General features: G+C 34.5%; 13 protein-coding genes and 1 pseudogene. 9 read left to right on the top strand and 5 right to left on the bottom strand.

Features of this window, described 5'->3' with window-relative positions:
• Positions 1 to 15: 15 nt before the first annotated feature.
• A complete protein-coding gene (locus F0362_RS15805) occupies positions 16 to 1,047 on the bottom strand; it encodes a S66 family peptidase (RefSeq protein ID WP_149889869.1) in 1,032 nt (343 codons plus the stop codon).
• A gap of 289 nt (positions 1,048 to 1,336) precedes the next feature.
• Here F0362_RS15805 and F0362_RS15800 point away from each other — a divergent pair, with 289 nt between their 5' ends.
• From F0362_RS15800 to F0362_RS15775, 6 genes are all read left to right on the top strand, one after another.
• Positions 1,337 to 1,978, top strand: a complete 642-nt coding sequence (locus tag F0362_RS15800) for a F0F1 ATP synthase subunit alpha (protein ID WP_000525532.1) — start codon at positions 1,337 to 1,339, stop codon at positions 1,976 to 1,978.
• Between the two features lie 179 nt (positions 1,979 to 2,157).
• A complete protein-coding gene (locus F0362_RS15795; protein WP_000438987.1) occupies positions 2,158 to 2,427 on the top strand; it encodes a 2TM domain-containing protein in 270 nt (89 codons plus the stop codon).
• A gap of 352 nt (positions 2,428 to 2,779) precedes the next feature.
• Entirely contained in the window at positions 2,780 to 3,619 is an 840-nt protein-coding gene (locus tag F0362_RS15790; protein WP_000747488.1) for a YitT family protein, read from the top strand.
• Between the two features lie 181 nt (positions 3,620 to 3,800).
• The gene (locus F0362_RS15785; protein WP_000781961.1) at positions 3,801 to 4,478 is read left to right on the top strand and encodes a response regulator transcription factor; all 678 of its coding nucleotides are present in this window, start codon (positions 3,801 to 3,803) and stop codon (positions 4,476 to 4,478) included.
• A gap of 1 nt (position 4,479) precedes the next feature.
• The gene (locus F0362_RS15780) at positions 4,480 to 5,856 is read left to right on the top strand and encodes a sensor histidine kinase (RefSeq protein ID WP_000839531.1); all 1,377 of its coding nucleotides are present in this window, start codon (positions 4,480 to 4,482) and stop codon (positions 5,854 to 5,856) included.
• A gap of 199 nt (positions 5,857 to 6,055) precedes the next feature.
• Positions 6,056 to 6,526, top strand: a complete 471-nt coding sequence (locus F0362_RS15775) for a DinB family protein (RefSeq protein WP_000831966.1) — start codon at positions 6,056 to 6,058, stop codon at positions 6,524 to 6,526.
• Positions 6,527 to 6,677: 151 nt separating this feature from the next.
• Here the strand turns inward: F0362_RS15775 and F0362_RS15770 are convergent, their stop codons facing one another.
• Both F0362_RS15770 and F0362_RS15765 read right to left on the bottom strand, forming a co-directional pair.
• Entirely contained in the window at positions 6,678 to 7,937 is a 1,260-nt protein-coding gene (locus F0362_RS15770) for an MFS transporter (RefSeq protein WP_000353376.1), read from the bottom strand.
• Positions 7,938 to 8,006: 69 nt separating this feature from the next.
• Positions 8,007 to 8,630 carry an ArsR/SmtB family transcription factor gene (locus F0362_RS15765; protein WP_000805791.1) on the bottom strand — a complete coding sequence of 208 codons (624 nt, stop codon included), beginning with the start codon at positions 8,628 to 8,630 and terminating at the stop codon, positions 8,007 to 8,009.
• Positions 8,631 to 8,815: 185 nt separating this feature from the next.
• Here F0362_RS15765 and F0362_RS15760 point away from each other — a divergent pair, with 185 nt between their 5' ends.
• A complete protein-coding gene (locus F0362_RS15760; RefSeq protein ID WP_000477765.1) occupies positions 8,816 to 9,880 on the top strand; it encodes an ABC transporter permease in 1,065 nt (354 codons plus the stop codon).
• Positions 9,880 to 10,551, top strand: a complete 672-nt coding sequence (locus F0362_RS15755) for an ABC transporter ATP-binding protein (RefSeq protein ID WP_000202590.1) — start codon at positions 9,880 to 9,882, stop codon at positions 10,549 to 10,551. The genes F0362_RS15760 and F0362_RS15755 overlap by 1 nt, the downstream gene beginning before the upstream one ends.
• A gap of 64 nt (positions 10,552 to 10,615) precedes the next feature.
• On the opposite strand, the gene F0362_RS15750 is transcribed toward F0362_RS15755, so the two are convergent.
• Together F0362_RS15750 and F0362_RS15745 are read right to left on the bottom strand one after the other, a co-directional pair.
• A complete protein-coding gene (locus tag F0362_RS15750; RefSeq protein ID WP_061530656.1) occupies positions 10,616 to 11,728 on the bottom strand; it encodes an LPXTG cell wall anchor domain-containing protein in 1,113 nt (370 codons plus the stop codon).
• A gap of 150 nt (positions 11,729 to 11,878) precedes the next feature.
• Positions 11,879 to 12,459 (bottom strand): annotated as a pseudogene (locus F0362_RS15745) (AAA family ATPase).
• 213 nt (positions 12,460 to 12,672) lie between these two features.
• Between F0362_RS15745 and F0362_RS15740 the strand changes: the two are divergent.
• Positions 12,673 to 13,593, top strand: a complete 921-nt coding sequence (locus tag F0362_RS15740) for a class I SAM-dependent methyltransferase (protein WP_073990643.1) — start codon at positions 12,673 to 12,675, stop codon at positions 13,591 to 13,593.
• Positions 13,594 to 13,802: the final 209 nt, after the last annotated feature.

The following is a 13,802-nucleotide window of genomic DNA, read 5'->3' as shown; positions in this document are numbered from 1 at the left end:
TACTTATTGAAAGTTTCACTCCACTCCACTTTCCAAAATAGAGAAAGATCCATTTTCACAATCAATTTCTGCCATCGCACCGTAAGGTAAAATAAACTTCGGTTCGGTATGGCCGAAATTTAAATTGTAAAGAATCGGCAAATCTTCTAAATTATTTTCCTTCATAATCTTAAGTATTGCCTGTTTATATTCTTCATAATATGTTTCGTCTTTCGGTTTACCGAAGATGATTCCCTTTGCTTTTTGCAGAATGCCTTGCGCTGCATAATTTCGCAACCAATACTTTATATAATTTGGTTCTGGATGTTCTTCAGATGTTTCAAAGAATAGAATACTATTCTCCCAATGCTTTTTCTCAGGCCAAAGTTCCGTTCCTTTTACGAATTCCAATACTTCAATACAACCACCAATTAAACGCCCTCGTACAGTCCTAGATCCTTGAAGGACCTCATATCCGTTGTTTTGCTGCATCGTACGTCTTGTATCCTTATTTATTTCTATCCATTCTAAACGCTCATTCGTCCATTCGTTAGCTGGTTGAATTTCACCAATAATCTCATTTGAAAAGAGAGTTCGATTCACTGTTTCAATCGTATATGAATCCATCTCTATATTTTCAGCAAAATCGGTTAAGATTGCTGGACCGTAAAAAGAGGAAATTTCTGCTTTATGACAAAATAAGTGTGACACGGTATCGTCAGAGTACCCCATAAAGATTTTCGGATTTTCACGTATCACATTAAAATCAATATAAGGTAGTAAACGGATACTATCTTCGCCACCAATATTCGTAATAATTGCTTTAACACGCGTATCTTTAAATGCTGTCATTAAATCTTCCGCACGAGCCCCTGGATTGTTATAAAGGTATTCGCTACCTTTTAAACTATTTGGCATTGGGATAACTGTAAGCCCGAATACTTCTTCTAATCTCTTTACTCCTTGCTCATAACGCCATCTTAGCTTAGAATCACCCGCTCCTCCCCATGAAGCACTTACTGTTGCTACGATATCTCCTGCCTGTAATCTCTTTGGTTTTATTAACATATGAATTCCGCCCCTACATAATGTAATGAACTACGATTATACAAACCGTAGCATTGAAAAATATGCTGCATGACAGTAGTTTCTTCATCATCAATCCGTTTACCTGCTGATATTCAAGAATTTAGCAGTAGTGTTGAATATAGGAATAATCGATTTATATTTAAAAATTACAGTATGCAACATTGCATGAGAAAAGTGGTTGTTATTTTTATAACCTGTAACTATAATGATTACAGGTTGGTCTTAGCCAATCAAACAAATAAAATCATCATGAATGGAGAGGTTACATATGGGTATGAAAAAATTAATTTTAGCAGGTGCTTTAGGTATCGCAGCATTATCAGGAACGAATGTACCAGGATTAGAACTATCAAAAGCGAGTGCCGCTTCTATTGAGTCAAATTTCTCGACGTTAGAAGGGCGAGTAGTAGAAGTAGATAACGGTGTAATTGTTGTGAAATCTAAGCAATATGAGGAGCCTGTTAGTGTGTATATGGATTCACTTTCAAATGTGAAAATAGGAGACGAAGTAAAAGCGACTGGATCTATGATGCGTAATTTTACAGAATATATGGTTGCAACTGCATTTGAAAATACAACAAACAAGTTAGGTATGCACATGAAAGAAGATGGCTCACCTGATTATGTAATTGGCGAAGTATCAAAAATAGGAACGATGGAAGATGAGGGAGACGGTTCTACTAAGTATGTCGTAGTTGAGTATCCATCACTAAATGGGAAGAAAGATAGTATTGACGTTTTCTTAACAAAGGGACAAGTATTTCATACTGGTGAGAAAGTAAAAATTGATATGAAGTTTGTAGGATGGGGCGGAAGTTCTATTAACTGGAACACAACGGACAACATTGAAAAAGTTCATGAGGTAAAGAGCGACGTTGAAAATAATGATGATGTTTGGATTTGGTCTTAATTAGACGCTTGTAAATAACAAATGTATCATGCAGTACCCATCGAATCATCATATGTATGATAATTCGATGGGTACTTTTTTGTTTTATGTTTTTTTGAGAATACTGGATTTCCGATTAGAATATGATGTTAACACTGGAGCGAAGGTTAAAAATACAATATTGAAAGAGGTGTTTAAGGGTGGAGCGAGATGATGTTTATTTACGAGCTAAAAAAAGAATGGAGAATTTAAAAGCATTTTACATTCATTTAACGGTTTATATACTAGTGAACTTAATGCTTTTTATTATAAATATAAGTTCTGATTCAAGTAAATTATGGTTTTTATATCCACTTGCAGGTTGGGGGATTGGTATCGTTATACACGGATTGACGACTTTTCCATTTGGGATATTCGGAAAAGAGTGGGAAGAACGAAAGATTAAAGAATATATGGAGAAAGATAAGTAAATTTATTTCTGGAATTTATGAATATAAAATCTCATATAAATCTCTATGATTACACGCTTGGTGCGAAGTCTATTCTATAGCTTCGCCTATTTGCTTTGTATTTGAAGTTTGTGCGAGTGAGAGTGTTCATATACATTTTTTAGGGTGAACTGCATGTGAAATCAAAACTTTATTTGTAGTACATAATAAATACAGTTATTTTACTTTTTAAATTACATGTGGATATAGGATAAAGTTGATTTATTACCCTATATTAAAATAAAAATAAACCACTGTTCGATTTGAATATTCCACGATATAATGGTGAGAGTTTATGGCAGAATAAATATTTACATAAGAAGTGAGGTACTGTATGAAAAAAAGAACGACAGACATTATTTTTATTATTATTGGTGCATTTCTTTTTGCGTTAGGTGTCAATTTGTTTGTTATCCCGAACGAGTTTGGTGAGGGCGGGGTAACAGGTATCACGATTATTACGTACTATTTATTTGAGTGGTCACCAGGTTTAGTCAACTTAATTTTAAATGCGATTTTGTTAATAGCTGGTTATAAATTTTTAAACAAGATCACAACAATTTATACGATTATCGCTGTAGTTACGAACTCGCTATTTCTTCATTTAACAGAAGGTTGGACGATTGCTTCTGATGAAATGCTCGTAAATGCCATTTTCGGAGGAATATTTATTGGGTGCGGGATTGGCCTTATTATTCGCGTTGGCGGAACAACTGCAGGTACTACTATCTTAGCAAGGATGACGCATAAATATTTAGGATGGAGCATTAGCTATGGTTTACTGTTCTTCGATTTAATTGTTGCGTTTTCATCTTATTTCATCATTGGTGCAGAAAAACTGATGATAACAATTATTATGCTATATGTAGCAACGAAAGTGATGGAGTTTGTAATTGAAGGTTTAAATCCGAAGAAAGCCATTACGATTATTTCTGATAACCCGAATGAAATTGCCGGGAAGGTAACTACCTTAATGGGCAGAGGGGTTACTGTGTACTCAGGTCATGGCTATTACACGAAAACTCCGAAGGAAATTCTTTATGTTGTTATTAATAAGCAAGAAGTAGTGAAGCTAAAACGGATTGTTCAAACTACAGATCCGGCTGCGTTCATCGCTATACACGATGTTCGTGATGTGTTCGGAGAAGGATTTGTTGATATTTCTAAAGCATAGAAATTACTTTTCATTAAAATAATCTTAATACTAAAACGTAAGAATTTATTTTGAATAATCTTTTTTCAAAATAGATTCTTTTTTATTTATCTTAAAATGTTGGTTTGTTTTTCTTTTTCTTGCAAAAAATCCAATTGTTTCTTAATGTAAGGATGTAGAAGGATGAACGAGAGAGGGTTTAATGAAGATGATACATATTTTATTAGCTGATGATGATAAGCATATTAGAGAATTATTGCATTACCATTTACAAAAAGAGGGGTTTAAAGTTTTTGAAGCGGAAGATGGAAAGGTAGCGCAAGACGTTTTAGAGAAGGAAAATATTCATCTTGCGATAGTAGACATTATGATGCCGTTTGTTGATGGCTATACGTTATGTGAAGAAATCCGGAAGTATCATGATATACCGGTTATTTTATTAACTGCGAAAGATCAGTTAGTTGATAAAGAAAAAGGATTCATTTCTGGTACGGACGATTATATTGTAAAACCGTTTGAGCCAGCTGAAGTCATTTTTCGAATGAAAGCTTTGTTGCGCCGTTATCAAATGTTGAGTGCAGACATTATTACACTTCACGGGACGACAATTGATCGTAAAGGTGTTGAAGTAAAGTGTAACGGTCAAACGATTTTGCTTCCGCTGAAGGAATTTGAATTATTATCGCAATTAGCTAGTTATCCTGGAAGAACATTTTCAAGAGAAGAGTTAATTGAATTAGTATGGGGAATGGATTTCGAAGGGGACGAACGAACGGTTGACGTTCATGTGAAGAGACTACGAGATCGTTTCTCAAAAAGAACAGATGATTTTCAAATTACGACAGTGCGCGGACTCGGCTATAAGTTGGAGTTGAAATAAAATGAAATCACTATATTCTAGATTCGTTTTTATGACAGTAGGTATTATGCTTCTTAGTAGTATTATCGGTTTTTTATTAACGAATGTATATTATCAAGTGAAGTTAAAACCGTATAATAGTGAAAAGATTTTAAACTATGCTGAGGAAGTTAAATCGTTATATGAAAAGCAAAATGAAGAAAATAAATATGATTATTTACAATCTATTGCGAAGTTAGGGTATGAAATTTATATTGTAGACGACCAAATGAATGGAAAGCGTATCGGCAACGCGTTTCGTAAAATAACGATAAGTGATGATACGGTTCGTAAAGTATTGCAGGGGGAAACGTTTAATGGTGTTTCCACATATCCAACGAGGCTCTTTATTACAGGATTCTTCGATAATGAATTAATTAATAGTGTCGGTGTACCGTTAAAACACGGTGATAAACAATACGCTTTATTTATTCGTCCTGACATTCAGCAACAATTTGGTGAAATGAGAATTTTCTTAGCGGTTTTACTTGGTTTTATCGTGTTATTAAGTATTATTTTTATTGCAATTGCAGCAGGATATATCGTTCGCCCAATTCGTAAATTTACGAAAGCTACGCAAAAAATTGCAAGTGGCGAATATGAAATTGAATTAGACGTAAAACGAAAAGATGAAATAGGAACGTTATCTACAAGCTTCCAAAAGATGACGAAAAGTATAAAAGAATTAGATGAAATGAGACAAGAATTCGTTTCGAACGTTTCGCATGAATTTCAATCGCCGCTTTCTTCCATACAAGGATTTTCGAAAACATTGCAAACAGAAAAGATGAGTGAAGAAGAAAGAAACCATTACTTACAAATTATCGAGGGCGAAAGTAAGCGAATGTCTAGTTTATGTAAACAGTTACTTACGCTAGCTTCTTTAGATAAAGAAGAAAAAGTATTACAAATAAAAGAATTCAATCTACAAAAGCAAATTAAAGACGTCATTTTTATGCTCGAATGGAAATGGCGTGAAAAAGATATTGCCGTTGAATTTGATGTACCAGACATTACAATACAAGGTGATGAAAATTTACTTCATCAAGTATGGAGTAATATTTTTACGAATAGCATTAAGTTTTCAAATGATGGTGGGACGGTTGAGTTTTTTGTCGAAGAGTTAGAGTCTAGCGTTATAATCTCTATATCCGATAACGGAATCGGTATGGAAAAAGAAGGAATGGATCGTATTTTTGATCGTTTCTATAAAGTAGATACGGCAAGGGCAAGAAATGTAGAAGGTAGTGGCTTAGGATTATCAATCGTGCAGAAAATTGTTGAACTGCATAAAGGGGCAGTTTCGGTGTATAGTACGAAAGGGGAAGGGACGACTGTTCGGGTTGAACTTCCGAAATAGATGGAAGAGGCTGTTTGCGAACGCCTCTTCTTTTTTGTCCGTTATTCTACATGTAAAGTGAAAAAATATGAGTAATCCTATTCTATAATTGGACTTGTTTGTGGAATAAGATTAGGAGGAAGTTTATTTGAAAATGTAGAATCTCTACAGAGTTATAAGGATTTTATTGAAACTTTAACTATTTAGGGAGGAAATTACTTTGAAACGAGTTGACGTGTTATTAAACGCACTAGATTCAACATTCGATAAAGAGAGTTGGTATGCACCGTTTAAACATGCTATAGAAGGACTTACAGCCGAACAGGCTATGTGGAAACCATCTGGAGAGGGAATGAAAACCATTTGGGAGAACGTTAATCATCTTATTTATTACAAAGAGAGACTTGCTGCAAACTTGGAAGGCCGTGAATGGACACATAATCTCGACGGTGATGAAACCTTTTATCTTACTAAGCAATCTAATGGTGATAAGGAATGGAAGGAGGTCGTTGAACGTTCTGAAAATGCTCAATGTAATTTAAGACAGGTATTAAGTGCAATTTCTGAAAAAGAACTTGAACAAAATTCACTTGAGGGTAAGTTACTGGATATTATGCTTCACGATGCTTATCATACAGGACAAATTATTCAATTAAGGAAAATGCAGAGTGCTTGGCCATCAAAGCGTTAACTGCCGTTTTAAGTTGGTGCTATTGTTGAATAAAATTTAGATATTCAAACGACTTTATTGTTATATTTTTAGTGAAGTATTTTACATCCAAAATGAAATAACTATATTTTTAACCCCGTCCCCAATTTAGAACGGGGTTATGTTTGGTTTGCTATAAAGCCGCACCTTTCCCGCGCTCTTCCTTAAACCGAACCCCAAAAGTATCCGTTGTAATCTCATCAGCTTTCGGCAAAGCCCGTAATTTCGGATGAAGCAGCCATACAAGAGAAATGAATAAAATTCCGATACTAGCGAGTGCGAAAATGAGTTGGCTACTAAATACATTTGCCGTATATCCACCAATTAGAGAACCGAACGGCATAGCGATTGTGCCCATACTTCGCATCACTGAATTGATACGTCCAATATATTGATTTGGAATTACAATTTGACTAATTGTCGCGAATAATATGTTCGTGGCTCCAATTGGAATCCAAGCTAGGCCGAATAAGAGAATAGATAGCCATTGAAACGGTACGATTGTAGAGAGAAACCAAAAGATAGCGCCAGTCGCAAAGCCAATAATAGAGACATGGCCAACATTACGTTTGCCAACCCAGGAACTGAATAATGCACCAATGAGACTACCTGCTGATATAGCAGCTAAGAAGAAGCCATATGATTTCACGCCTCCTAAAGAATCAGCGAAAGAAGGGAGTATGGCCATCGTCATACCGATTGAAAAATTAGCGACTACTGAACCGATTAAGAATACGCTCATTAATGAACGGAAGACGATTGAAAAACCTTCTTTTAAATCAGAGAAATATTGCTTAGTTGATAGTGATGTGCCCGTTTCGGTTTGTTTTGGCATTTTTAATGAAAAAAATAAAAGGGCAGTAATCGCGAATGTAAGAGAGTCGATCACATATAAAGTAATGGCACCTAGTAGTGCTACTAATATGCCAGAAAGAGTTGTACAAATTAAATCGATGCCTTGATACGCAAATGAGAAGAGTGAATTTCCTTTTAATAATTGTGTTTTATTCAGTAGAAGTGGTAAAGCTTTCGATTGTGCGGGATAGGCGAATTGTTCGATAAAGGCTACGATGGGCATGATGATGAGTAGTAATTGGACTGTTAATAGGTCGAAGTAGTGTGTAATAGGAATGATTAAAATAAGAATGCATTGCAAAACTTGTGTGATGACGAGGGTGTTTTTTATTGACCATCTATCAACGAATGGACCGGTAAGAAATTGTAATGCAGAAGGTAATAACGTAAGGAAACCAGCTAATCCAGAATAAAAAGGATTGCCACTTAGCCTATATACGAGCCACATCGCTGCTACATAATACAAGCTATCTCCTATGTTTGTAAAAATTCTCCCTAAAAATAATAAGAGGAAATTCCGGTTTTTTAATATGTCCATTTAATCTACTCCTTTATAATAAATTTATTCGGTAAAATAAATTTGACCGTCTCAGTAAAAAAAATCGTATTACGATTTTTCTTCTTCTTTAATAAATTGGTGCATTGTTCTCTCAGCAATTTGAAGTGCAGTAGTAGAAATATAATAAGGTTTACTATTCGGATCTTTATCTGCACTTTTTGTAATTTCGCTTAATTCAGCCATCAATTCATAAAACCTTTTTACCCACACTTGAAATTGTTCTGGCGTAGCATCAAATTCCCAGCAAGATGAAACGTAATTCCACTTAGCTGGGTCTTCACTTGCATTTCGTAATGTAAAAGCTTCCTCTGGTGCAGCGAGAATTTGGCTTTTCGTTCTTTCTATCATTTGTAAAAAGATTTGGCGACCTGATTCGCTTAATATTTCTAAATGAGGTAATAGATCTGTGGCAGGGGTGAAGCCTTTAGCGACAGATTGATAAAACTTTTGAACAATGCCATTCTTTTCTTCTGTATAAACAATCTCTATAAGACCATTCTTTTCTAATTCTTTTAAATGATAATGAATTTTCGCCCTTGAAATGCCGAATTTCTCAGATAGTAATTGTCCAGTATAAGGACGTTCGCATAGACGTATCATCATTTCGGCACGTAGTGGATCGCTTAATGCTTTTAGTTGGCTATAAGTAGTGAGTGTTAATACGGGCTTCAAAATGATCAACTCCTTTAATAAAATTACTCGGTCAAGATTATTTGACTGAATTGTATCAAGGATTCCAAATATTTTCAATACTTTCTGAAAATTAAATCTTAATCTCTGTAATCTTCTGTTCATATTCCGTTCATATTTCTTTTTTATGATAAGTGCATAGAAAGAAAGAGGAAGGAGCGAGCGAAATGTTTTTAGCTCTGCGTGAATTAAAACAATCAAAATTAAGATACGGATTAATCGGACTGATTATGGTGTTATTATCATTTTTAGTTCTTGTTATTTCAGGATTAGCAAATGGACTATCATATGATAATGCTTCATCGATTCAAAATATGGAGGCAAACAAGTTCGTTTTAGCAGATGATGCGGAAAATAAATTACTTCGTTCACAAATTAAGAAAGATGATGTAGATAACGTAGTAAATCAAGTAGGCGAGAAAGAGGCAGTTCCGTTTCGTGTGAAAGTTTCAACGTATGAAAAGAAAGATAGTTCGAAAAAAGTGGACGTTGCTATTTTCTCAAGTGAACGTGATTCATTTTTAGAGCCGAACATTGTAAAAGGTGAGAAATTAGGCACAGCAAATAACGAAATGGTTGCTGATGAATCGATTAAAGAAAAAGGAATCGATATCGGAGATACAATTATTGATCCTGTTTCAAAGAAAGAATTTACAATCGTTGGATTTACGAAAGATCAAATGTTTAGCCATACACCAGTTGTATATGTAAATGAAGATGTATGGGGATCTATTTCACAACCAAACCAAAAAGATTATAGTGCAATTGCGCTGAATACAGATAAAGAGATTAAAAATGCTCACGTTATCGATAAAAAAGAAGTACTGCAAAGTATTCCAGGATTTAAAGAAGAGCAAGGAACATTAACGATGATCATTGCATTCTTACTTGTTATCGCTGCGTTATTAATCGGTGTATTCTTCTACGTCATTACGTTGCAAAAAACACAGCAATTAGGCGTATTAAAAGCAATCGGTACTAAGAACTCGTATTTAGCAAATAGCTTAGTCGTGCAGGCGTTATTCTTATCAGTCGTTGCGATGGTAATCAGTATTGTTCTTGTACAAGGATTAGAACAAATTTTACCAGCAGGTATGCCGTTCTTATTAACAACACCGATGATTGCACAATATGCAGCAATCTTTATCGTCATTAGTATTTTAGGAACACTTATTTCGTTATATCAAGTATTAAAAGTTGATGCATTAGAAGCGATTGGAGGCGGGATGTAATGACTTCATTATTAAAATTAGACAAAGTAAGTAAAGTGTACGGAGAAGGGAATACAGAAGTAACAGCCCTTCATCCGATATCGCTTGATGTGAAAGCTGGAGAATTTATCGGAATCGTCGGTCCTTCTGGATCAGGGAAAAGTACGTTATTATCAATTGCGGGTGCTTTATTATCGCCGTCAAAAGGGGATATATACATTCGTGAACAAAATATTACGCAGTTATCCGAAAAGGAAATGACAGATATACGTTTGAAAAAGATCGGTTTCATTTTCCAGTTCGCAAACCTTGTTCCGTATTTAAATGTGAAAGAACAGTTACTTTATATTGCAAAGCTGAAAAAAGACAACAAACAAGAGTCTGAAAAGCGTGCGGATCACCTATTAGCGGCATTTGGATTAGGAGAAAGAAAAAATCATTATCCAAATCAACTATCTGGTGGAGAAAAACAAAGGGTGGCAATCGCTCGTGCGTTCATGAACAACCCAGATTTAATACTAGCAGATGAACCAACGGCAAGCTTAGACTCAAAACGTGCACGTGAAGTCGTTGAAATGATGAAACGTGAAGTGAAAGAGAGCCAAAAAGCAGCTATTATGATTACACATGATGAAAGAATGCTTGATGTATGTGATCGTATATTGACGCTTAGAGATGGACAGTTAATATAAAGAAAAAGGCCAACCGCACATGCGGTTGGCCTTTGTATAATTGTTTTTAATAAGTATAATGGCTTTATTTTGAGAATAACGTTTTAATTTTATTTCGTGTTACTAATAAAACGCTGCCTAATACAGATAACATACCTAAAGCCATATTATTTGATTGCTCACTACCAGCGTTAGGAAGTTCTCTAGCGTTATTGTTTTTAGCACTATTATCTGCTTGCGTTTGTTTCGATTGTGATATTTCATTAATTTTGTTATCAACATTTTGCTTCGTTGTATGTACCTCAGCTAATTTGTCATCAATTTTTTTCTCAGTATGTTTAAAGTCGTTGATTTTAATATCTAAGTCTTGTTTTTTCTTTGTTAAATCGTCTGAAACAGTTTGTTTCGCTTGTTTAATTTCGTTAATTTTATTTAGTAAGTCTTGTCTAGCCTTTTGTAATTCAGCTAGCTTATTTTTCACATCTTGTTTAGCTAGTTCTAAGTTAGCGGAAAGACTATCTAAATTGCCTTTAATTTTCTTAAGTTCCTCTAACGTATTCCCAGTATTCGGCTTGTTTTCTTTTAACTCAGCAAGTTTGTCCTCAGCAGTTTGTTTCGCTTTCTTTAACTCAGCTAATTTTTCATCTACTTGTTTTTTAACTTCCTTAAGTTCATTAACCTTTTGATCAATGTTCTCTTTATGTTGCTTAATTTCATTCACTTTTTCATCGACAGTTTGTTTATGTTCTTTAATCTCATTAACCTTGTTATCGATATTTTGCTTATGTTCTTTTACTTCAGCAACTTTATCATCTACTTGTTTCTTATGCTCTTTAATCTCATTGATTTTCTCATCGACGATTTGTTTGTCTTGTTGAAGTTTTGCATCTAACTCTTGTTTATGTTGTTTCATTTCGTTAATTTTTTCATCAGCAACTTGCTTACGTTCATGTAGTTCATTCACCTTAGTATCAACATTTTCCTTAACTTGGTTAAGTTCATTTAATGTTTGATCCACATTTTCTTTGTGCTGCTGTAATTTCGCATCTAACTCTTGTCTATGTTGCTTAATTTCAGCTAATCGATCTCCTGTATTTTGCTGTGGAGTAGTATCGTTTACTTCCGCATGGGCCGAGTTTGCGCCTGCAATCATAGCTAAAGCTAGTGTAGACGCAGCGATTGTTTGTTTTGTTTTCATATTTTTGTACCTCTTTTCTTTCATATGCATGAGCTGTTTTGTGTAGAATTGAGCATATAGAAGTAGATTATTTTATTATTATATACCATGTGCGGTGACTAGAGGAAGTATTTACATATTAATCTAAGAATATGTAATTTTTAAAATCTCTTATTTAGGGGGAGGGGACAAATCTTCAGCAAGATGAACAATTTCTTCTATACTAAGGTTTACATCCTTACTATTGCGAATAATAAACAAATGATCAGCCTCGTTTTCTATAGGATCTATTGTATCCTCATGCAGTGATTTAGCCTGTTGGCGATTGAGCATTTCTTTGAAACTAGAATAGTTACCCCTAAAAATATTTGTACTTCGTTTACTATGAGCCACTCTTTTATATAGGACATCAACAGGAATGTCAAAATGGACTAATATGCGTATATATTCGTTTTGTGGAAATAATTCATTTAGTAAATATACTCTTCCGTTTTTACTGCGATTAGAGTTACAAATAATAAGGTGTAAACTTGTATGTTCTCTCGCATAATCAACAATGAATTTCGAAAGACCGTGCTTAAATGTATTAGGGCCTTCAGTTGGTTGTAATTTCTCATAATGTGTGTTAATAAATTCTGCTTGGTTATCTTGGTCCATAACGAAAGAGGGGGTAACTCTTTTTCTAATACTTTTGCAAATGTAGTTTTTCCGCTGTGGGTTTTTCCTACTGTAATGATAACTAATCTTTTCATGACGGCCTCCGTTGGTGTTGTTATAAACTGGAATATTCTATGCAAGAAGGAGTATTCCTGCTAGAAAATACACAAATTGCTAGAGTGAAGGTGAGCTAAAAACTTGACAAAAAAACTTATTTATGCTATAATTTACCAATATAAAAATAAAGTGTATAATAGGGTTCTCCTGGCCAGGGGGACCCTATTTTTGTTGTGAAAATGAAGGAGTGTATGTGCGTGAAACAAGGTGAAGCAAGTGTAACGTCGTTAGTATCAGCTTTTGGAAGGGCATATCATAGTGAGTTTGATAGTCCTAAAATCTTTGATGATTATGTAGCTAAAGATTTTCTTTCACAAAAAGAACGTAACAATATTGAAATGAATATGGTTCAAGGAATACATTTTTTCAATAAAGATATTGCAGAGCAGTTTGAAGATAATCCGAAAGAAATATTAAAATGGATTACACAAGTTCAGTTATCACCAACACCTTTAGCACGTGCAGCATATTGTGAAAAGGTATTACTACATGAAATTACACTAGGAGCAAAACAATATGTCATACTCGGTGCAGGTTTGGACACGTTTAGCTTTAGGCACCGAGAATTAGAAAATAAAATAGAAATATTTGAAGTGGATCACCCTTCTACGCAAGCGTTTAAGAAAATAAGAGTGAAAGAGGCAGAATTTGAAATTCCAAATAACCTTCATTTTGTTTCCATGGATTTTACGAAAGGATTTTCCTATGAACAGTTACGCAATGAAGGATTTGAAAATAAAAAGACTTTCTTTAGCCTTTTAGGTGTTACGTACTATTTAACGAAAGAGGAACTTTCCAGTTTAATAGAATGTTTATTCGATTTGGTTCCAGCAGGGAGTTCCATCGTTTTCGATTATCCTGATGAAAACTTATTTATAGAAAAAGGGTTGTCCAATCGAGTTGAAAACATGGTGAAAATGGCTGCGGTAGGCGGAGAACCGATGAAATCATGTTTTTCTTATACCGAAATAGAAGCACTGTTAGAAAAGTCGGGCTTACTCATTTATGAGCACTTATCACCAGTGGACATAAATAAATTGTATTTTGAAGGAAGAAACGATTATTTAGAAGCTTTTGAGACGGTACATTATGTGCATGTGGTGAAAAGGTAAGAAATTAGTAGGCATGGGGAGGAATCTCTGTGTCTTTTTTGTATTAAATTTCCTGCCCTCGAATAAAGAACAGTAAAACCCTTAAGTATGTAGAACTTTGATTTTTATTACAATTTTGTAAGGTTAAGTAATAAAAATCGATAGAATAGGATATTAGAATGGGATATTCTAATCGATGGGTAGAATATTCTGAAAAAAAGGGGTGTAGC

The sequence above is a fragment of the Bacillus sp. BS98 genome (genome assembly GCF_008432245.1).
In the GTDB taxonomy this organism is placed as follows: Bacteria; Bacillota; Bacilli; order Bacillales; family Bacillaceae_G; genus Bacillus_A; species Bacillus_A toyonensis.
The sequence above is the reverse complement of the archived record's forward strand: the minus strand, read 5'-3'. Positions and strand labels throughout refer to the sequence as shown.

Bases quoted from the DNA above. Each gene is read 5' to 3' on its own strand.
- F0362_RS15755 (WP_000202590.1), top strand. From the start codon at position 9,880: ATGACTTCATTATTAAAATTAGACAAAGTAAGTAAAGTGTACGGAGAA.
- F0362_RS15770 (WP_000353376.1), bottom strand. From the start codon at position 7,937: ATGGACATATTAAAAAACCGGAATTTCCTCTTATTATTTTTAGGGAGA.
- F0362_RS15800 (WP_000525532.1), top strand. From the start codon at position 1,337: ATGGGTATGAAAAAATTAATTTTAGCAGGTGCTTTAGGTATCGCAGCA.
- F0362_RS15740 (WP_073990643.1), top strand. From the start codon at position 12,673: ATGTGCGTGAAACAAGGTGAAGCAAGTGTAACGTCGTTAGTATCAGCT.
- F0362_RS15785 (WP_000781961.1), top strand. From the start codon at position 3,801: ATGAAGATGATACATATTTTATTAGCTGATGATGATAAGCATATTAGA.
- F0362_RS15790 (WP_000747488.1), top strand. From the start codon at position 2,780: ATGAAAAAAAGAACGACAGACATTATTTTTATTATTATTGGTGCATTT.
- F0362_RS15805 (WP_149889869.1), bottom strand. From the start codon at position 1,047: ATGTTAATAAAACCAAAGAGATTACAGGCAGGAGATATCGTAGCAACA.
- F0362_RS15780 (WP_000839531.1), top strand. From the start codon at position 4,480: ATGAAATCACTATATTCTAGATTCGTTTTTATGACAGTAGGTATTATG.
- F0362_RS15750 (WP_061530656.1), bottom strand. From the start codon at position 11,728: ATGAAAACAAAACAAACAATCGCTGCGTCTACACTAGCTTTAGCTATG.
- F0362_RS15760 (WP_000477765.1), top strand. From the start codon at position 8,816: ATGTTTTTAGCTCTGCGTGAATTAAAACAATCAAAATTAAGATACGGA.